General features: G+C 71.2%; 18 protein-coding genes and 1 pseudogene. 13 read left to right on the top strand and 6 right to left on the bottom strand.

Annotation, left to right across the window (positions count from 1 at the left end):
- From SSOG_RS54775 to SSOG_RS12285, 4 genes are all read right to left on the bottom strand, one after another.
- The coding region (locus tag SSOG_RS54775; protein ID WP_208867348.1) for a hypothetical protein at positions 1-247 on the bottom strand (247 nt) is incomplete at its 3' end.
- 32 nt (positions 248-279) lie between these two features.
- On the bottom strand, positions 280-1,374 hold the full coding sequence (sepH, locus tag SSOG_RS12295) for a septation protein SepH (protein ID WP_009714544.1): 1,095 nt from the start codon (positions 1,372-1,374) through the stop codon (positions 280-282).
- 441 nt (positions 1,375-1,815) lie between these two features.
- Positions 1,816-3,141 (bottom strand): D-arabinono-1,4-lactone oxidase, encoded by a 1,326-nt coding sequence (locus SSOG_RS12290; RefSeq protein ID WP_039941008.1) that lies wholly within the window; start codon positions 3,139-3,141, stop codon positions 1,816-1,818.
- The gene (locus SSOG_RS12285) at positions 3,095-4,351 is read right to left on the bottom strand and encodes an MFS transporter (protein ID WP_039941007.1); all 1,257 of its coding nucleotides are present in this window, start codon (positions 4,349-4,351) and stop codon (positions 3,095-3,097) included. Before SSOG_RS12285 ends, SSOG_RS12290 begins: the two co-directional genes overlap by 47 nt.
- 173 nt (positions 4,352-4,524) lie before the next feature.
- On the opposite strand from SSOG_RS12285, the gene SSOG_RS12280 reads away from it, so the two are divergent.
- Positions 4,525-5,667 (top strand): ferrochelatase, encoded by a 1,143-nt coding sequence (locus SSOG_RS12280; protein WP_009714541.1) that lies wholly within the window; start codon positions 4,525-4,527, stop codon positions 5,665-5,667.
- A gap of 89 nt (positions 5,668-5,756) precedes the next feature.
- Entirely contained in the window at positions 5,757-6,557 is an 801-nt protein-coding gene (locus SSOG_RS12275) for an inositol monophosphatase family protein (protein WP_009714540.1), read from the top strand.
- A gap of 186 nt (positions 6,558-6,743) precedes the next feature.
- Here the strand turns inward: SSOG_RS12275 and SSOG_RS53485 are convergent, their stop codons facing one another.
- Positions 6,744-6,911 carry a hypothetical protein gene (locus tag SSOG_RS53485; protein ID WP_167542486.1) on the bottom strand — a complete coding sequence of 56 codons (168 nt, stop codon included), beginning with the start codon at positions 6,909-6,911 and terminating at the stop codon, positions 6,744-6,746.
- Positions 6,912-7,221: 310 nt separating this feature from the next.
- Here SSOG_RS53485 and SSOG_RS12270 point away from each other — a divergent pair, with 310 nt between their 5' ends.
- The 4 genes from SSOG_RS12270 to SSOG_RS12255 all read left to right on the top strand — a co-directional run bounded on the left by SSOG_RS12270 (position 7,222) and on the right by SSOG_RS12255 (position 10,660).
- Complete coding sequence (locus SSOG_RS12270) at positions 7,222-7,875, top strand: response regulator transcription factor (protein ID WP_009714539.1); 654 nt, start codon at positions 7,222-7,224, stop codon at positions 7,873-7,875.
- Positions 7,876-7,882: 7 nt separating this feature from the next.
- Positions 7,883-9,118, top strand: coding sequence for a sensor histidine kinase (locus tag SSOG_RS12265; RefSeq protein ID WP_009714538.1), 1,236 nt, complete (start codon positions 7,883-7,885; stop codon positions 9,116-9,118).
- Positions 9,119-9,539: 421 nt separating this feature from the next.
- Positions 9,540-9,842, top strand: a complete 303-nt coding sequence (locus SSOG_RS12260; protein ID WP_009714537.1) for a DUF4193 domain-containing protein — start codon at positions 9,540-9,542, stop codon at positions 9,840-9,842.
- Positions 9,843-9,877: 35 nt separating this feature from the next.
- On the top strand, positions 9,878-10,660 hold the full coding sequence (locus SSOG_RS12255) for a hypothetical protein (protein ID WP_245606285.1): 783 nt from the start codon (positions 9,878-9,880) through the stop codon (positions 10,658-10,660).
- A gap of 16 nt (positions 10,661-10,676) precedes the next feature.
- Here SSOG_RS12255 and SSOG_RS12250 read toward each other — a convergent pair whose 3' ends face one another.
- Entirely contained in the window at positions 10,677-11,129 is a 453-nt protein-coding gene (locus tag SSOG_RS12250; RefSeq protein ID WP_039937332.1) for a DUF3093 domain-containing protein, read from the bottom strand.
- Between the two features lie 101 nt (positions 11,130-11,230).
- Here SSOG_RS12250 and SSOG_RS12245 point away from each other — a divergent pair, with 101 nt between their 5' ends.
- The 7 genes and pseudogenes from SSOG_RS12245 to kdpB all read left to right on the top strand — a co-directional run bounded on the left by SSOG_RS12245 (position 11,231) and on the right by kdpB (position 18,360).
- Positions 11,231-11,770: a PaaI family thioesterase gene (locus SSOG_RS12245; RefSeq protein ID WP_425385413.1), complete on the top strand. Its 540-nt coding sequence runs from the start codon at positions 11,231-11,233 to the stop codon at positions 11,768-11,770.
- Positions 11,767-12,282 (top strand): dUTP diphosphatase, encoded by a 516-nt coding sequence (gene dut, locus SSOG_RS12240; protein ID WP_009714533.1) that lies wholly within the window; start codon positions 11,767-11,769, stop codon positions 12,280-12,282. The genes SSOG_RS12245 and dut overlap by 4 nt, the downstream gene beginning before the upstream one ends.
- Before the next feature lies 1 nt (position 12,283).
- On the top strand, positions 12,284-13,066 hold the full coding sequence (locus SSOG_RS12235) for a DUF3710 domain-containing protein (RefSeq protein ID WP_009714532.1): 783 nt from the start codon (positions 12,284-12,286) through the stop codon (positions 13,064-13,066).
- Positions 13,067-13,273: 207 nt separating this feature from the next.
- Positions 13,274-14,143: a hypothetical protein gene (locus tag SSOG_RS12230; RefSeq protein ID WP_009714531.1), complete on the top strand. Its 870-nt coding sequence runs from the start codon at positions 13,274-13,276 to the stop codon at positions 14,141-14,143.
- 318 nt (positions 14,144-14,461) lie between these two features.
- Complete coding sequence (kdpF, locus tag SSOG_RS47550; protein WP_037817630.1) at positions 14,462-14,551, top strand: K(+)-transporting ATPase subunit F; 90 nt, start codon at positions 14,462-14,464, stop codon at positions 14,549-14,551.
- Between the two features lie 7 nt (positions 14,552-14,558).
- A complete protein-coding gene (gene kdpA / locus SSOG_RS12215) occupies positions 14,559-16,244 on the top strand; it encodes a potassium-transporting ATPase subunit KdpA (protein ID WP_039937330.1) in 1,686 nt (561 codons plus the stop codon).
- Positions 16,241-18,360, top strand: a pseudogene (gene kdpB, locus SSOG_RS12210) (potassium-transporting ATPase subunit KdpB). Before kdpA ends, kdpB begins: the two are co-directional and overlap by 4 nt.
- The last annotated feature ends 7 nt before the right edge of the window (positions 18,361-18,367 follow it).

Here is an 18,367-nt window from a genome sequence, read left to right as displayed (position 1 = left end):
TCCGCGCAGAGGCGCAGATCGACGAGCCCAGGTTCGGCCGCCATGCACGCCCGACCCAGGGGCGTTCACTTTCTGTACCAGGATTGCCGTCCAACGCAGCCTGGCACGCTGAGGGATTATCGAAGGAAAGGCTCACGTACAGCTCGCCTGTAGACGCGGCTCGCGGCAAGAGGTCGGGGCGGGCGGTGGAAATCTGCCAGGTCCAGAAGGCTGCTGCTTCTACCGTCAGGTGATGGAAATCCTTCACCGGAGCCGTGCGGAGAACGAGCGGCCCGGAGGCTACTCCTGCTTCTTGCGGCGCGTACCGAAGACGATCTCGTCCCAGCTCGGCACCGCCGCCCGGCGACCCGGACGGACACCGTCCGCCTCCGCCTGGCGGTCCGTCGTACCGGTCAGCCGGTCGCGGTGGCCCGCGACCGAACGGGGCATCAGCACATCCGCGTACGCCGAACCCGCGCTCGCCGCCGGGGCGGGCGGCTCGACGGCCTCCGCCTCCTCCACCGGCTCGTCCGACGGGGGTGGCGGCGCCACGACCGGCGCCTCGGGCACGACCATGTCGCCACGGAAGTTGGGCACGGCCTCCAGCAGGCTGGTCAGCGAGTCGCGCTCGCCGCCGAAGCCGTCCTCCGCCGAGGCGGACGCCGGGACCGGCAGCGCGGACTCGTCCTCGTCGTCGCCGTGGTCGGAGGACGTCCCCCGGTCCCAGTCTCTTTCTCTGTCCCGGTCTCTGTCCTTGTCCTTGTCCCGGTCGCGCGGCAGCCGGGCGATGCGCGGGACGAAGGGGAAGCTGGGCTCCGGGGTGTCGTCGGCCTCGCCGATGAGCGTCCGCGCCTCGTCGTCCACGGCCTGGACCAGCCGCCGGGGCGGGTCGTACGTCCAGCTCGCCGAGTGCGGCTCACCGGCGACCCGGTAGACCAGCAGCACCTCCCAGGTGCCGTCGTCACGCCGCCACGAGTCCCACTGCGCGGTGTCCTTCTCGGCGCCGCGCAGCAGCAGCCGCTCCGCCACGGCCTCGCCGAGCTGCGGTCCGGTGTTCTCGCCGGGGCGGCGCACGGGGGTCTTACGGGCGCGCTCGGCCATGAACGCGCGCTCCGCGAGCACCGGGCCCTCGAAGCGGCGCACGCGGTCGACGGGAATGCCGGCCATCTGCGCGACCTCTTCGGCCGTGGCGCCGGCCCGTATACGGGCCTGGATGTCACGGGGCCGCAGATGGCTCTCGACCTCGATCTCGATCTGGCCGAGCCGAGCGCGGTCGTTGCGCACCGCGGCGCGCAGTCGCTCGTCGATGGGAAGTGTGTACTCCGTGCTGTCCGCAGCCTTGAGCACCAGCCGTGTGCCGTCGTTGCTGACGGCCACGACACGCAGTTCGGGCATGGGGACCTCCCGGGTGGTGCCTGCCGACGTCACGGTTGCGTCGCTGCTCTCCCGCTAGACGAGTGTGGCCTGCCCGGGTGCAGCCTGCCACAACTTTGCCGAGTTGCCCGGGCCGGTTGGTTGCCGCCCTCTGCCCCCTCCCGTTGGGTCCGGGCGGCCGGACGGGAAAGCGGGGCCAGGGCTCGCCACAGTACTCCATTTGGGCCGCTCGGGTGGAGCGGCGCGCCAGCCGAGTTCGGGCGTGGCGTGGTGATCCGGCGCCGAATCCTTCGAAGTGGAGCGCATTTTGGGCCGCAAGTTTCACAGGAACGTCAGAATCGGAACGATCCGCTTCGTTTATAGTCCGCTTTCCCCCGCGAGCTGGAACGAATGTCCACGCCGGGGCCCGGAGCCGCCGGAGCGGGCGCGGCCCGAGGGGGCACCCGCTCCCGGCCGGGCGGCTCAGCCGCCGAGCACCCGCCGCAGGTAGTCGTTGCCGAACACCCGGTCCGGGTCGAGCCGGTCGCGGAGCGCGGTGAACTCGCCGAACCGCGGATAGACCCCCGACAGATACGCGGCGTCGCGGCTGTGCAGCTTGCCCCAGTGCGGGCGTCCGCCGTGCGCGGTCATGATCTGCTCGGCGGCCGTGAAGTACGCCCGGTGCGGGGTGCCCCGGTAGAGGTGGACGGCGATGTACGCGGTGTCCCGGCCGGAGGAGGTGGACAGCGGGATGTCGTCGGCGGGTGCCGTCCGCACCTCCACCGGGAAGCTGACCCGCAGCCCCGACCGCTCGACGGTCGCCTTGAGTTCGCGCAGCGCCGGGACGGCGGCCTCGCGCGGCACCGCGTACTCCATCTCCAGGAAGCGGACCCGGCGCGGGCTGGTGAAGACTTTGTAAGGAATGTCCGTGTAGGTGCGGGCGGACAGGGCGCGACTGGAGATCTTGGCGATCCCGGGGATGGTGGCGGGGACCGCCCGGCCCACCGTGCAGGCCACCTGGAAGATGCCGTTGGACAGCAGTTCGTCGTCCACCCAGCCGCTGACCCGGCCGATGGGGGAGGCGGGGCCGGTGCTGCGGTTGTTGCGCTTGGTGTTGCAGTTGCCGGTGTGCGGGAACCAGTAGAACTCGAAGTGCTCGTTCTCGGCGACGAGTTGTTCGAACTCCGTCATCACCCGGTCGAAGGGCATCGGCTCCTCGCGCGCCGTGAGCAGGAACTCCTGCTCCACCCCGAAGGTGATCGCCGTGACCACGCCGAGCGCGCCGAGGCCGACCCGGGCGGCCGCGAAGACCTCCGGGTGCTCGGTCGCCGAGCAGCGCAGTACCGAGCCGTCCGCCGTGACCAGCTCCAGCCCCTTGATCTGGGCGGCGATCGAGGCGCTGTCGCGCCCCGTCCCATGGGTGCCGGTGGAGGTGGCCCCGGCCACCGTCTGCTCCATGATGTCGCCCATGTTGGTCAGCGACAGACCGTGGACCGACAGGGTCTCGTTGAGCTGACGCAGTGTGGTGCCCGCCGCGACGGTCACCGTGCCCGCCTCCCGGTCCACCTCCCGCACGCCCACCAGACGGTCCGGGCGTATCAGCACGCCGTCGGTGGCGGCCGTGGTGGTGAAGGAGTGGCCGGTGCCCACCGGCTTGACCCGCAGCCCGTCCGCCACGGCCTGACGCACCGCCTCGGCCAGCTCCTGGGTCGAGGAGGGGGCCACGCTCCGCACCGGACGGGCGATGACGTTCCCCGCCCAGTTACGCCACACGCTGTTCCGCTCGGTTCTTACGGTCTTGACGGCCATCCGCACCCGACCCCTCCCGCTGTGGCGCCGGCCGGAGCCGGCGATACCCGAGGAACGCCACCGCCGCCGCGAGCGCCCCGGCCACGGCCGGCACCGCGTACCCCGCGCGGGCCCCGGCGGCGTCCACCACCCCTCCGGCGGCCGACGAACCGAGTGCCACTCCGACCATGAGCCCGGTACTCACCCAGGTCATGCCCTCGGTCAGCTGCGCGCGTGGTACGTGCTGTTCGACGAGGGCCATGGTCGTGACCATCGTCGGTGCGACGGCCAGGCCCGCGACAAAGAGCGCCACGGCCAGAAACGACAGGTTCCCGACCAGTTGGAGGGGGATCATACTCACGGTCATCGCACAAATACCCAGCAACCAGCGGAAAGACAGCGATCTTTTGAGCGACAGCAGCCCGAAGACCGCTCCCGCCGCGCACGAGCCCAGCGCGTACACCGCCAGGACCAGGCTCGCCGCCGCCTTGTGACCCTCGGCCTCGGCGAACGCCACCGTCGCCACGTCGATCGCACCGAAGATCGTCCCGACCGCGACAAAGGTGAGGACCAGCACCTGGAGCGCGTGCGACCGTAGCGCGGAGCCACCGCTGTGCGACCCGCGCGGATGCGGCGCGGGCTCGGTGGACCGCTGCGCGGTGAGCCAGAAGACGCCGACGGCCAGGAAGCAGCCCGCCAGCAGCGGACCCGCCTCCGGGAACCAGGCGGCGGACAGCCCGATCGCGATCATCGGTCCGAGGATGAAGCACGCCTCGTCGACGATGGCCTCCCAGGCGTACGCGGCGTGCAGCTCACGCGGCGCGTCCTGGTGGATCGCCGCCCAGCGGGCCCGCACCATGGAGCCGACGCTCGGCACACAGCCGGCCGTGGCGGCGAACACGAACAGCGTCCAGTCCGGCCAGCCCAGGTGGGCCGCCAGCAGCAGTCCGGCCAGCGAGGTGAGCGTGACGAGGGTCGCGGGGCGCAGCACCCGGCGCTGGCCGTACCGGTCGACCAGCCGGGAGGTCTGCGGGCCGATGACGGCGACGGAGAGCGCGAGGGTGGCCGCCAGCGCACCGGCGAGCCCGTACCGCCCGGTGAGTTGGGAGACCATCGTGACCACGCCGATGCTCGTCATGGCCACGGTCATCCGCCCGATGAACCCGGCCGCGGAGAACGCCTTGGCGCCGGGGGCGGCGAAGATCACACGGTACGGACCGGGTCCGGGCATGGCGGGGCCTCCGCGGGCGGGCAGAGCGACAGAACGGGACGAAGGAGCGAAAGAGAGCAGGTCGGCGGGGCCGAGGGGGTAAGGAACGTCGAAGCTGATACAGCTTACGGTCACCCCGGGGCCCGCGCAGGGGCATTTCCCGCCGGTCCGGGACCGGTGGCAGGATCAGAACCATGCCGGAACAGCCACCGCAGCCATCCCCCGCCCCGTACGACGCCGTGCTGTTGCTCTCCTTCGGCGGGCCCGAAGGCCCCGAGGATGTCGTGCCGTTCCTGGAGAACGTCACGCGGGGCCGGGGCATCCCGCGGGAGCGGCTCAAGGAGGTCGGGCAGCACTACTTCCTGTTCGGCGGCGTCAGCCCGATCAACGCCCAGAACCGCGAGCTGCTGCACGCGCTGCGCAAGGACTTCGCCGAGCACGGGCTGGACCTGCCGGTCTACTGGGGCAACCGCAACTGGGCCCCGTACCTGACCGACACCCTGCGCGAGATGGTCACCGACGGCCACCGCCGCATCGCGGTGCTCGCCACCAGCGCGTACGCCTCGTACTCGGGCTGCCGCCAGTACCGCGAGAACCTTGCGGACGCCCTCGCCGCCCTGGAGGGCGAGGGGCTGCCGCTGCCGCGCGTGGACAAGCTGCGGCACTATTTCAACCACCCCGGCTTCGTCCGGCCCATGGTGGATGCGACGCTCGCCGCGCTCGCCGAGCTGCCCGAGGGGCTGCGGGCGGGCGCGCACCTCGCCTTCACCACCCACTCCATCCCGACCGCCGCCGCGGACACCTCAGGACCGGTCCCGGACCACGGCGAGGGCGGTGCGTACGTCGCCCAGCACCTCGACGTCGCCCGGCTGATCGCCGAGGCGGTGCGGGAGGAGACCGGCGCGGTGCACCCCTGGCGGCTGGTCTACCAGTCCCGCAGCGGCGCCCCGCACATCCCCTGGCTGGAGCCGGACATCTGCGACCACCTGGAGGAGCTGCACGGCGAGGGCGTGCCCGCCGCCGTGATGGTCCCGATCGGCTTCGTATCGGACCATATGGAGGTCAAGTACGACCTGGACACCGAGGCGGCCGCCAAGGCGGCCGACCTGGGCCTGCCGGTCGCCCGCGCCTCGACCGTGGGCGCCGATCCGCGGTTCGCGGCGGCGGTGCGCGATCTGCTGCTGGAGCGCGCGGCCACCGAGCGGTTCGCCGCCGGGGACGCCCCGGCGGTGCCCGAACGCTGCGCCCTGGGCGCGCTGGGCCCGTCCCACGACCTCTGCCCGGTGGGCTGCTGTCCGGCCCGCTCGCCGCGGCCGGCCGCCGCCGGGGCCGACTAGCCGGGCCGACCAGGGGACCGTTCCGGCGGATCTCCAGGGCCGTCGCACGCGCACACGCACGACGCACGGGTAATCCACCAAGGAGCACGATGACCGACTCGCTCAACGCCGAACTGCTCGATCTGGCCCTGGAGGTCGCCCGCAGGGCCGGGGACCTGCTGCGTGACGGCCGCCCGGCCGACCTCGGCGTGGCCGCCACCAAGTCCAGCCCGATCGATGTCGTCACCGAGATGGACGTCGCCTCCGAGAAGCTGATCACCGACTTCCTCGCGCAGCACCGCCCGCAGGACGGCGTGCTGGGCGAGGAGGGCGCGAGCAGCGAGGGCAGCAGCGGTGTCCGCTGGGTGATCGACCCGATCGACGGCACGGTGAACTACCTCTACGGCCTCCCGTCCTGGGCGGTCAGCATCGCCGTCGAGCGGGACGGCGAGACGGTCGTCGGCGTGGTGGCGGCGCCGATGCGCGGCGAGACGTACCACGCGGTGCTCGGCCAGGGCGCGTACGCCGACGGGGAGCGGGTGCGGGTGCGCACCGCGCCCCCCTTCGAGCAGGCGCTGATCGGCACCGGCTTCGGCTATGTGCGCGAGCGCCGCATCGGGCAGGCCAGGGTCCTCCACGAGCTGCTGCCCCAGGTGCGCGACATCCGGCGCGGCGGATCGGCCGCCATCGACCTGTGCGACGTGGCCTGCGGCCGGCTCAACGCGTACTACGAGCGCGGGCTCAACCCCTGGGACTACGCGGCCGGTGCCCTCATAGCCCGCGAGGCGGGCGCGCTGACCGGCGGACGGCCGGGCGTACCCGCCTCGACGGAGCTGACCATCGCCGCCGCCCCCGGCCTCTTCGAGCCGCTCCAGTCGCTGCTGGAGGGCCTGGGCGCCTGGCACGACTGAGCCGGGCCGCCACCACCCCCGGGCACGCGAAGCGCCCCGGTGCCAGGAGGACACCGGGGCGCTTCGGCGTGGATTGTGCCGGTCGTGCTGGGCGGATCGGCGTACCGGAGCTGGATCGGTCTCCGTCACACCGGGTGATCAAGCCGCCGAACGGAACCGGCGGCGCACTGGATCAAGCAACCTGGATCAAGCGGCGCTTACTTCGACGCCGTGCTCGGCGGCCAGTCGACGGAGGTCTTCCAGCTCCGCCAGCTCCACATCGGCGAGGAACTCGTCGCCCGTCTCACGGGCGCGAGTCAGATCGGACTGAGTGGTCTCTATACGCTGCAGAATGCCTGCGGTGAACGCGTCCATGGTGCGCCCCCTCGTCGTGGGTCGGTGGCACGGGGTGTGCCGACGGCGGGAGCGATCACGTACGTGAATCCCTGAGGGTGGCAGCGGCGTCTATGGATAGCCACATACAGGGCGTGATCGCGGGGTGTGCAGTCGTCCTCCCCACCCCACTCGGAGCGGAAACCTCCGGCGCCAAAAGTTTCTTGATGATCTTGAAGTGGGCCGCCCGGCACCTCTTACCGCCGGTTTATGAGACTTCGAGGCAGGATGGAGGCGCCGAACGCTGTGGAGCACGAGAGCCCGCCGCGGCCCTGAGGGAAGGACCAACGACGTGCGTGTACTCGTCGTCGAGGACGAGCAGCTGCTCGCCGACGCGGTGGCCACCGGACTGCGCCGGGAGGCCATGGCTGTCGACGTCGTGTATGACGGTGCCGCCGCCCTGGAGCGCATCGCCGTCAACGACTACGACGTCGTGGTCCTCGACCGTGACCTGCCGCTCGTCCACGGCGACGATGTGTGCCGCAAGATCGTCGAACTGGGCATGCCCACCCGCGTCCTGATGCTCACCGCCTCAGGTGACGTCAGCGACCGCGTCGAGGGGCTGGAGATCGGCGCCGACGACTACCTCCCCAAGCCGTTCGCCTTCAGCGAGCTGATCGCCCGGGTGCGGGCGCTCGGCCGCCGCACCACCGTCGCCCTGCCGCCGGTCCTGGAGCGCGCCGGGATCAAGCTGGACCCGAACCGCCGCGAGGTGTTCCGGGACGGCAAGGAGATCCAGCTGGCGCCCAAGGAGTTCGCGGTGCTGGAGGTCCTGATGCGCAGCGAGGGCGCCGTCGTCTCGGCCGAGCAGCTGCTGGAGAAGGCCTGGGACGAGAACACCGACCCGTTCACCAACGTCGTCCGGGTGACCGTCATGACGCTGCGCCGCAAGCTCGGCGAGCCCGCCGTGATCGTCACCGTCCCCGGCTCGGGATACCGGATCTGACCGCGACATGGCCACGACTCCGCTTCCGCCCGCCGCACCGCCCAAGCCCAGCTGGGACCCGCAGCACACCTCGCCGCCCAACCCCTGGCTGCGGCCCACCATCCGGATACGGCTCACCCTGCTGTACGGCGGGATGTTCCTGATCGCCGGTGTGGTGCTGCTGACGATCATCTACCTGCTGGCGGCCGACGCCATCCGCCGGGGCAGCGAGTTCCCGCTCCAGATCGTGCGGATCGACTACAAGCCCTCCGACACCTGCCATCTGCCCAGCCAGGGCAACAACGACGCGTTCAACCGGGCGGTGGCCCAGTGCATGTCGCAGCAGCGCGACTACGCCCTGGACGGGCTGCTGCGCCGCTCGCTGCTGGCGCTGCTGGGGCTGGCCGTGGTCGCGTTCGCGTTCGGCTACGCCATGGCCGGGCGGGTGCTCTCGCCGCTGGGCCGCATCACCCGTACGGCGCGTCAGGTGGCGGGCTCGGACCTGTCCCGCCGGATCGAGCTGGACGGGCCGGACGACGAGCTGAAGGAGCTGGCGGACACCTTCGACGAGATGCTGGAACGGCTGGACCGGGCGTTCACCGCCCAGCAGCGGTTCGTCGCCAACGCCTCGCACGAGCTGCGCACCCCGCTGGCGATCAACCGCACCCTGCTGGAGGTGCAGTTGTCCGATCCACAGGCGTCCCCGGAGCTGGTCCAGCTCGGCAAGACGCTGCTGGCCACCAACGAGCGCAGCGAGCAGCTGGTGGAGGGCCTGCTGCTGCTGGCCCGCAGCGACAACGAGATCGTGGACCGCAAGCCGGTGGATCTCGCCGAGGTGGCCTCCCAGGCCCTCGAACAGCTCCGGGCCGAGGCCCAGGCCAAGGGCGTGGAGATCCGGGGCGAGCGGGCGGCCGCGGTGGTCCAGGGCAACGGGGTGCTGCTGGAGCGGATCGCGCTGAACCTGGTGCAGAACGCGGTGCGCTACAACGTTCCGGACCACGGCTGGGTGGAGGTGACCACCGAGGTGCGGCAGGGGCAGGCGCTGCTGCTGGTCGCGAACACCGGTCCGGTGATCCCGGCGTACGAGATGGACGCCATCTTCGAACCGTTCCGCAGGCTCCGCACCGAGCGCACCGGCAGCGACAAGGGCGTGGGCCTCGGGCTGTCGATCGCCCGCTCGGTGGCGCGCGCCCACGGCGGGCGGATCGCGGCCGAGCCGCGGGAGGGCGGTGGCCTGGTGATGCGGGTGGTGCTCCCGGTCTGAGCGCGGAACGGCGGAACGGCGGAATGGCGAAAGGGGTAGTACCCTCGTGGGGTGTTCGCTTTGGGCGGAATTTTCGTGATCCGCCCACCGCCTGTATCGTGTGTGATCGATCACATGGGCGATTTTCAAGCCATACACTCTGCGTGATCGTGCCGGTTGCCGGAAAGCCGTAAAAATCCGGGTTTTCAGGCACCGTGATCACGGGAAGTACACGTCATGGCGCATGAGAGTGCGACATTCGGACCGTGTACGGTCCCGATGGCCATCCAACCCGATCACCTCTTCAGGGGTGCGGTTGGGTGTCGATTGAGTAACAGACCTTGATGTGAGGCAAAATCTCCGCCTCAGGTCGGGCACAAGTCCGGCCTCTCACGCGTTACGAGCGCTGAGACACCGCAGACACCCAGAGGGGGAGAGCGACATGGCAACGGATTACGACACCCCACGCAAGACCGACGATGACGTCAACGAGGACAGCATCGAGGAACTCAAGGCCCGGCGGAACGACAAGTCGGCGTCCACCGTCGACGTCGACGAGTTCGAGCAGGCCGAGGGTCTGGAGCTGCCCGGTGCGGACCTCTCCAACGAGGAGCTGTCCGTCCGGGTCCTGCCCCGCCAGGCCGACGAGTTCACGTGCATGAGCTGCTTCCTCGTGCACCACCGCAGCCAGCTGGCCGCCGAGACCAAGAACGGCCAGCCGATCTGCCGCGACTGCGCGGCCTGAGCCGCAGGCCAGTCGTGGACGCGGAGCACGACGGCGTGGACGGGGCACATGTCGAGCGAGGCCGGGCGGCCTCGCTCGCGGCCGCCCTCGGCCGCGGCGTCCGGCAGGGCGGTGACCGTGCCCGGGCGGGGGTGTACGCGGTCGCCGACCGGATCGTGGCGAACGCACCGCGTATTCCGGTCCGCGACCTCGCGACGCTCCGCAAGCAGTTCCCCGGGCTCGGCCCGGAAGAGATCGCGGACAAGCTGGTGGCGGGTGCGGCGAACGGCACCTCCACCGTGGGCGCGGGCGTTGGTGCCGCGGCGATGCTGCCAACCCCGCCCGCCATGCCCACCGAGCTGGCCGCCGAGATCGTCGGCGTGGCGTCCATAGAGTTCAAGCTCATCGCCGAGCTGCACGAGGTCTACGGGCTGCGGGCGCCCGGGGCCGTGCGGCAGCGGGGCACCGTCTACCTCAGCTCATGGGCCGAGGAGCGCGGTATCGACCCGACCGTCCCCGGCAGCGTCAACGCCGCGCTGAACGTCCGGATGAAGCGCGAGCTGCGCCAGCAGGTGCTGAGACGGAGCTTCCGGAACCTGCCCGTCCTGGCGCCCTTCATGGTCGGCGCGGCCGTCGGCGCCTCGATGAACCGGCGCGACACCAAGAGACTCGCGCGCAAGATCCGCAGGGATCTGCGCGCCCGCCAGGTGCCCTGGGAGGCCCTTCCTCCGTCTCCGGACGCATCCGGTGAGCCGCCCGGCGCCCCGGGCGAGCTGGCGCCCCCACAGCCCCCGCGGGGCCCTCAGTCCCCGCAGCAGGGCCCTCAGGACGCTCCCTAGGTCGTAGGGCGCTTTCCTAGGCCGTCTCGGCGCGTACGGCCGTCAGAGCCGCGGCCAGCCCCTCGGGGTCCCGGGTGGAGACGTACACGTAGGGCGTGGGGTCCTGCGGATCGGTGACCTCGACCCGCAGCGCGGTCGGGACGTAGCTCCGCAGCAGCATGAAGGCCCGCGGATCGGCCTTGTAGCTCCGCCAGGCGGCCGCCTCGTCGGCGTCCAGCACCTCGGCGGTCCCGAGCGCCGACACCGGGATCCTGGCCTCTCCCGCGACCAGGGAGCCCGCCACCACCCGCACCCGGGCCGAGCCGTACGAACTCACCGCGACACACGCCAGCGCCGCGCCCGCGATCAGGCCGCCGAGCATCGGCAGGGTGCCGAAAGGCAGCATGATCAACGCCGTGCCGAACCCGATCAGAACCGCGATGAACCACCATGAACGAGGCGCGGTGAGACGTTCGTCGTAAGGCTGCATGCGTATCAGCTTGGCATGGCCGCCTGCCGGGGCATCTCTCGCGGGTAAGGTCAGCCGTTGTGAGTGGAAGAACGACAGTGCTGAAGCCGCCGGAAGGCGCCATGGCACCCGTGCGCCACCCCGACGCGCCCGCGCCCGGGGAGCTCCTCGGCGCGCACTACGACCAGTGCTTCGGCTGCGGCGAGCAGAGCGGGGGCCTGCGCCTGCGGGTGCGGGCGGGCGAGGGCGTCGGCCTCACGGCCGAGTTCACCGTGGACGCCGCCCACCAGGGCGCGCCCGGCCTGGCCCACGGCGGGGTGCTGACCGCCGCGCTGGACGAGACGCTCGGGTCCCTCAACTGGCTCCAGCGCGTGATCGCGGTGACCGGGCGGCTGGAGACGGACTTCGTCCGGCCGGTGCCCGTCGGCACCGTGCTGCACCTGGAGGCACGGGTGACCGCCGTGCACGGCCGCAAGATCTACTGTGCGGCCACGGGCCGCATCGGGGGTCCCGAGGGGCCCGTCGCGGTGCGCGCGGAGGCCCTCTTCATAGAGGTGCGGGTCGACCACTTCATCAAGAACGGCCGGTCGGAGGAGATCAACGCGGCGCTCGCCGACCCGGATCAGGTGAAGGTCGCGCGCGCATTCGAGGTGAATCCGTGACTCCCGTACCGGTGGACGTGCTGATCCGCAGGGTGGACCCGCAGGTGCCGATCCCGGGGTATGCCCACCCGGGGGACGCCGGTGCCGATCTCGTCACCACCGAGGCGGCGGAGCTGGCCCCGGGGGAGCGCGCGGTTCTGCCCACCGGAGTGTCTATCGCGCTCCCGGAGGGGTATGCCGCCTTCGTGCATCCGAGGTCCGGACTCGCCGCCCGCTGCGGGGTCGCCATGGTGAATGCCCCGGGGACCATCGATGCCGGGTACCGTGGAGAGATCAAGGTGATCGTGGTCAATCTCGACCCGCGCGAGAGCGTGCGGTTCGAGCGCTACGACCGGGTCGCCCAGATGGTCGTCCAGCAGGTCGAGAAGGTGCGCTTCCAGGAGGTGGCGGAGCTTCCCGGGTCGGCGCGGGCCGAAGGGGGCTTCGGGTCCACCGGCGGTCATGCCGCCGTGGACGGCACAACGGGTGGGAATGGATACGCTTCGGTCGGTTCCGACCGGGAAGGACGATGACGTGTTCGGACGTCGCCGCAAGCGCAGCGAGGAGGACGTCGAGTCGCTCGACGTGACCTCCGAGGAGTTGGCCGAGGACGCGGAGGACGCGGCGGGCCTCGTCGACGAGGGCGACGAGGAGGCTCCCAGGGTGAGCCTGCCCCCCGCGCCGCGTCCCGACGGCCCGTGGGACGTGTCCGAGGTGCGGGAGCCCGGCGAGGGCCGGGTGGACCTCGGCGGCATGTTCGTGCCCGGGGTCGAGGGCATGGAGCTGCGGGTGGAGGTCGCGGGGGACGCGATCGTGGCCGCGACCGTGGTGCTGCGGGACAGTGCCGTGCAGTTGCAGGCGTTCGCCGCGCCCAAGAAGGAAGGCATCTGGGGCGAGGTGCGGGACGAGATCGCCACCGGCATCACCCAGCAGGGCGGTGTGGTGGACGAGGTCGAGGGCCCGCTCGGCTGGGAGCTGCGGGCCCAGGTGCCGGTGCAGCTGCCGGACGGCAAGAACGGCGTCCAGGTGGTGCGCTTCATCGGCGTCGACGGGCCGCGCTGGTTCCTGCGCGGAGTGATCTCCGGGCAGGGCGCCGTGCAGCCCGAGACCGGCAGCCTGCTGGAGGCGATCTTCCAGGACACGGTCGTGGTGCGCGGTGAGGGCCCGATGGCCCCGCGCGATCCGGTCGTGCTCAAGCTGCCGAACGACGCGCAGATGGTGCCCGACGGGGTGCAGCAGGAGGAGGCGCAGGGCTCGCGGTTCGCGGGTGGCGCCGACCGGCTCCAGCGCGGTCCGGAGATCACCGAGGTGCGCTGACCGCGGCCCGCGCCGCGTACGTATGACCAGGTCCGAAGGGGCCCGGGGAGTCTCCCCGGGCCCCTTCGACTTTTTTCTGTGAATCGTTGAACACCCGTGCCACCTGCGGCGTACTGATGGGCGAGAGACCCCCGGCGCGCCCGCGGCAGTGGGAGAGCGGACGCGACGGGTTCATCCCCTGTCCGACCTCAACGAGGTGAGTGATCAATGTCCCGAGGCCTTCCGTTACTTCACCGTCGGCGGATCGTCGTCGCCGGTGTGATCGGCGGTATTACCTGTGCGTCCGTCGCGGTGGGAGCCGCCATGGCGGGTCAGGACGACAGCGGCAGCGAGGCGAAGGCGTCGGTCAAGGCCGCGTCCTCCATCAGCTGCCCCGCCGTGGAGGGATCCCTTCCGGAGATCCCCGCGAAGGCCAAGGCGGAGGTGGACCGTAACCTCGCCCTTCTGGACACCCAGCTCGCCGAGGCGAACAAGCGGCTGAGCACCAGCCAGGGCGAAGGCGGCCCGAACTTCGTGCAGAACGCGATCCTCGGTCCGCTGGCGGACAAGCGGAAGTCGACCCTCGACCGCATCGCGATCTCCATCGGGCGCCAGGCCGAGAAGCCGACCGGTCTGGACGCGCTCGCCGAGTGCACGCTCTCCGGCGGCGACGCCGGGGCGGGCGCCGAGGCGACGGCCGCAGCGAGCGCCGCGGCCTCGGCCGACCCCGCCGCGGAGGAGTCCGGTGCCGACACGGGCGCCGGTGCGGACGAGGGCGCGGACGCGGGCGCCGGCTCCGGCGAGGGGATCAGCTGCCCGGACGTCGCCGGTGAGATCGGCGACGTGCCGGCCGCCGCCCAGGCGGAGGTGGACCGCAACCTCGCGCTCCTGGACACCCAGCTCAGCGAGGCCAACAAGAGACTTTCGACCTCCGCGGGCGAAGGCGGCCCGAACTTCGTGCAGAACGCGATCCTGGGCCCGCTGGAGGACAAGCGGAAGTCCACGATCGACCGCATCAAGATTTCATTCTCCCGCCAGGGCTCGACCGCCCCCTCCGGTCTTGACGCCCTGGCGGGCTGCTCGCTCGCATCCGGCTGAGTCCCCGGCGTAAGGCTCGGCTGATGTGAGCGTTCTACCGGTGGGCCGTACTTTTCTCTGCGGAGTACGGCCCACCGGCTATTTCGCGTGCCCCGGTTCGCGTGCGCGCGCCGCGGCGTCAGGGAGGCGTCAAGACGGCGCCCGGCGCCGTAAGGGAGCCGTCAACGGCGGGCTCACGCGCTCCCCGCGGGGGTTTCCTCAAGAGGACAGCACTCCACCGATCCTCTAGGAGCCCACGATGGCCGATCTGGCCTTCGTCGTCGCCACGCTCGCGGTCTTCGCGCTGGTGGCCCTCGTCGCCAAAGGGGTGACGAAGCTGTGACCGCCGAGAATGTCGTCGGCCTGGTCGTGGCCGTCGCGCTGTTGGGCTATCTGGTCCTCGCCCTCCTCTTCCCCGAGAGGTTCTGAGGGCGTCATGAGTTCCGAACTTTCCGCGGTGCTCCAGCTCGCCGCGCTCATCGGCGCGCTCGCCCTGGTGTACCGGCCGCTCGGCGACTACCTGGCCGCCGTGTACCGCTCCGGCAGGCATCTGCGTGCCGAGCGGTGGATCTACCGCTGCGTCGGCGCCGACCCCGACACCGCGATGCGCTGGCCCGCGTATCTGCGCGGAGTGCTCGCCTTCTCCGGCGTCAGCGTCCTGTTCCTGTACCTGCTCCAGCGCGTCCAGGGCGGTCTGCCGCTCTCGCTCGGCTTCTCCTCGATCACCCCGGCGCAGGCGTTCAACACCGCCGCGTCCTTCGTCTCCAACACCAACTGGCAGTCGTACGCGGGCGAGCAGGCCATGGGCCACGTCGTCCAGACGGCCGGGCTCGCGGTGCAGAACTTCCTGTCCGCCGCCGTCGGCATCGCGGTGGCCATCGCCCTCGTCCGGGGCTTCGCCCGCTCCCGCACCGGCGAGCTGGGCAACTTCTGGGCGGACCTGGTGCGTACGGTCGTCCGCGTCCTGATCCCGCTGTCGGTGATCGCGGCGGTCGTGCTGGTCGCCTGCGGCGCGATCCAGAACTTCGCGGGCATCCACGAGGTCGGGCAGCTCACGGGCGGCAGCCGGCAGCTGAACGGTGGCGCGGTCGCCTCGCAGGAGGCCATCAAGGAGATCGGCACCAACGGCGGCGGCTTCTTCAACGCCAACTCCGCCTTCCCGTTCGAGAATCCCAACGCCTTCACCAACCTCTTCGAGATCTTCCTGATCCTGGTCATCCCGTTCGCGCTGACCCGCACCTTCGGCGTGCTCGTCGGGAACGTCCGGCAGGGGTACGCGATCCTCGCCGCCATGGGCCTGATCTGGCTCGGCTTCACGGCGCTGATGATGTGGACCGAGTTCCACCACGGCGGCCCTGCGCTCCAGGCGGCGGGCGGCGCGATGGAGGGCAAGGAGCAGCGGTTCGGCGTCGGCGCGTCCTCGATCTTCGCGACCAGTACGACGCTGACCTCCACCGGCGCGGTGGACGCCATGCACTCCTCGTTCACCGGCTTCGGCGGCGGCATCGCGCTGCTGGGCATGATGCTCGGTGAGATCGCGCCCGGCGGGGTGGGCTCCGGCCTCTACGGCATGCTGGTCATGGCCGTGATCGCGGTCTTCATCGCGGGGCTCATGGTCGGCCGTACGCCCGAGTACCTGGGCAAGAAGATCGGCTCCCGCGAGATCAAGCTCGCGGCGTGCTACATCCTCGTCACCCCGGCCCTGGCGCTCGGCTTCACCGCCGTGTCCATGGTGCTGTCCACCCCGCCGGACTCGATCCTCAACACCGCGGGGAACGCGACCGGCCACAGCGGGGCGCACGGCTTCTCCGAGGTGCTGTACGCCTTCACCTCCGGCGCCAACAACAACGGCTCCGCCTTCGCGGGACTGGGCGCCAACACCGACTGGTACAACACCACGATCGGCCTGGCGATGCTGCTCGGCCGCTTCCTGCCGATGGTCTTCGTCCTGGCGCTGGCCGGTTCGCTCGCCGAGCAGAAGCCCGTCCCCGAGACGGCGGGCACCCTGCGCACCGAGAAGCCGCTCTTCGCGGGGCTGCTGGTCGGCGCGGTCATCATCGTCACCGGTCTCACCTACTTCCCGGCCCTGGCCCTTGGTCCGATGGCGGAGGGACTCTCATGAGCACCACCACCCCCGTACGCCCCGCCCTCGACGGGACGAGCCCGCACCGGCACGACCCGGACGGCGGCCGGGTCTCCGGCGGCCTCTTCGACCCGCGGCAGCTGCTCACCTCGCTGCCGGACGCCTTCCGCAAGCTCGATCCGCGGGTGATGGCGAAGTCCCCGGTGATGTTCGTGGTGGAGATCGGCTCGGTGCTCACCACCGTGCTGGCAGCCACCGACCCGGGCGACTGGTTCGGCTGGGCGATCACGGCCTGGCTCTGGCTGACGGTGCTCTTCGCCAATCTCGCCGAGGCCGTCGCCGAGGGCCGGGGCAAGGCCCAGGCCGACACTCTGCGCAAGGCCAAGACCGACACCGAGGCCCGGCGGCTCGCCGACGGCGGCGAGGAGCGGGTCCCCGGCACCGCGCTGCGCGTCGGCGACCTGGTGGTCTGCGAGGCGGGCGACGTCATCCCGGGCGACGGGGACGTCGTCGAGGGCGTGGCGTCCGTCGACGAGTCCGCCATCACCGGCGAGTCGGCGCCGGTCATCCGCGAGTCCGGCGGCGACCGGTGCGCGGTCACCGGGGGGACGAAGGTGCTCTCCGACCGCATCGTCATCAAGATCACGGCAAGGCCCGGTGAGACCTTCATCGACCGGATGATCAACCTGGTCGAGGGCGCGGCCCGGCAGAAGACCCCGAACGAGATCGCGCTCAACATCCTGCTCGCCTCGCTCACCATCGTCTTCCTGCTCGCCGTCGTCACCCTCCAGCCGTTCGCGATCTACGCGGGCGCCGAGCAGACGATGATCGTGCTCACCGCGCTGCTGGTCTGCCTCATCCCCACCACCATCGGCGCGCTGCTCTCCGCGATCGGCATCGCGGGCATGGACCGGCTGGTCCAGCGGAACGTCCTCGCCATGTCCGGCCGCGCGGTCGAGGCGGCGGGCGACGTGTCGACGCTGCTGCTCGACAAGACCGGCACGATCACGCTCGGCAACCGGCAGGCCGCCGAGTTCGTCCCGGTCGACGGCGCGACCGAGGCGGAGCTCGCGGACGCCGCCCAGCTGTCCTCGCTCGCCGACGAGACGCCAGAGGGCCGCTCGATCGTCGTCCTCGCCAAGGAGGTGTACGGCCTGCGGGCCCGCCACGAGGGCGAACTGGGCCACGCTGCCTCGTTGACGTTCGTCCCCTTCACCGCCCAGACCCGGATGTCCGGTGTCGACGTGGACGGCACCTCGGTGCGCAAGGGCGCGGCGGGCGCCGTCATGGCCTGGGTCCGGGAACGCGGCGGGCTCATCCCCGCCGACGCCCAGGAGAAGGTCGACGCGATCTCGGCGGCGGGCGGCACCCCGCTGCTGGTCGCGGCGGACGGCGCCGGCAGCCCGAGCGTGCTCGGCGTGATCCACCTCAAGGACGTCGTCAAGGAGGGCATGCGGGAGCGGTTCGACGAGCTGCGCCGGATGGGCATCAAGACCGTGATGATCACCGGCGACAACCCGCTGACCGCCAAGGCCATCGCCGCCGAGGCGGGCGTGGACGACTTCCTGGCGGAGGCCACGCCCGAGGACAAGATGGCGCTCATCAAGCGGGAGCAGGCGGGCGGCAAGCTGGTCGCGATGACCGGCGACGGCCCCAAGAAGGCCCCGGCGCTCGCCCCAGGCCGACGTCGGCGTGGCCATGAAACACCGGCACGTCGGCCGCCAAGGAGGCCGGGAACATGGTCGACCTGGACTCCAACCCGACCAAGCTCATCGAGATCGTGGAGATCGGCAAACAGCTGCTGATCACCCGCGGCGCGCTGACCACCTTCTCGATCGCCAACGACGTCGCGAAGTACTTCGCGATCATCCCGGCGATGTTCGCGGGCGTGACGGGCTACCAGGGCCTGGACGCGCTCAACATCATGCATCTGGCCTCGGCCCAGTCGGCGATCCTGTCCGCGGTCGTCTTCAACGCGCTCGTCATCGTCGCGCTGGTGCCGCTCGCCCTCAGGGGCGTGCGCTACCGCCCGATGAGCGCCGACCGGATGCTCCGCCGCAACCTCGCCCTCTACGGACTGGGCGGGCTCATCGCCCCGTTCATCGGCATCAAACTCATCGACCTCCTCATCTCCCTCATACCGGGCATCGGGTGACGCGAAG

It is taken from the genome of Streptomyces himastatinicus ATCC 53653, from assembly GCF_000158915.1.
Taxonomy (GTDB): Bacteria; Actinomycetota; Actinomycetes; order Streptomycetales; family Streptomycetaceae; genus Streptomyces; species Streptomyces himastatinicus.
Note: the sequence above shows the minus strand (reverse complement) of the source record. Positions and strands in the feature narration are given on the sequence as shown.

Coding starts and splice junctions, on each gene's coding strand:
- SSOG_RS12250 (WP_039937332.1), bottom strand. CDS start 11,129: ATGCAGCCTTACGACGAACGTCTCACCGCGCCTCGTTCATGGTGGTTC.
- SSOG_RS12245 (WP_425385413.1), top strand. CDS start 11,231: ATGGCACCCGTGCGCCACCCCGACGCGCCCGCGCCCGGGGAGCTCCTC.
- kdpA (WP_039937330.1), top strand. CDS start 14,559: ATGAGTTCCGAACTTTCCGCGGTGCTCCAGCTCGCCGCGCTCATCGGC.
- SSOG_RS12275 (WP_009714540.1), top strand. CDS start 5,757: ATGACCGACTCGCTCAACGCCGAACTGCTCGATCTGGCCCTGGAGGTC.
- sepH (WP_009714544.1), bottom strand. CDS start 1,374: ATGCCCGAACTGCGTGTCGTGGCCGTCAGCAACGACGGCACACGGCTG.
- SSOG_RS12290 (WP_039941008.1), bottom strand. CDS start 3,141: ATGGCCGTCAAGACCGTAAGAACCGAGCGGAACAGCGTGTGGCGTAAC.
- SSOG_RS53485 (WP_167542486.1), bottom strand. CDS start 6,911: ATGGACGCGTTCACCGCAGGCATTCTGCAGCGTATAGAGACCACTCAG.
- SSOG_RS12260 (WP_009714537.1), top strand. CDS start 9,540: ATGGCAACGGATTACGACACCCCACGCAAGACCGACGATGACGTCAAC.
- SSOG_RS12280 (WP_009714541.1), top strand. CDS start 4,525: ATGCCGGAACAGCCACCGCAGCCATCCCCCGCCCCGTACGACGCCGTG.
- SSOG_RS12230 (WP_009714531.1), top strand. CDS start 13,274: ATGTCCCGAGGCCTTCCGTTACTTCACCGTCGGCGGATCGTCGTCGCC.
- SSOG_RS12265 (WP_009714538.1), top strand. CDS start 7,883: ATGGCCACGACTCCGCTTCCGCCCGCCGCACCGCCCAAGCCCAGCTGG.
- SSOG_RS12285 (WP_039941007.1), bottom strand. CDS start 4,351: ATGCCCGGACCCGGTCCGTACCGTGTGATCTTCGCCGCCCCCGGCGCC.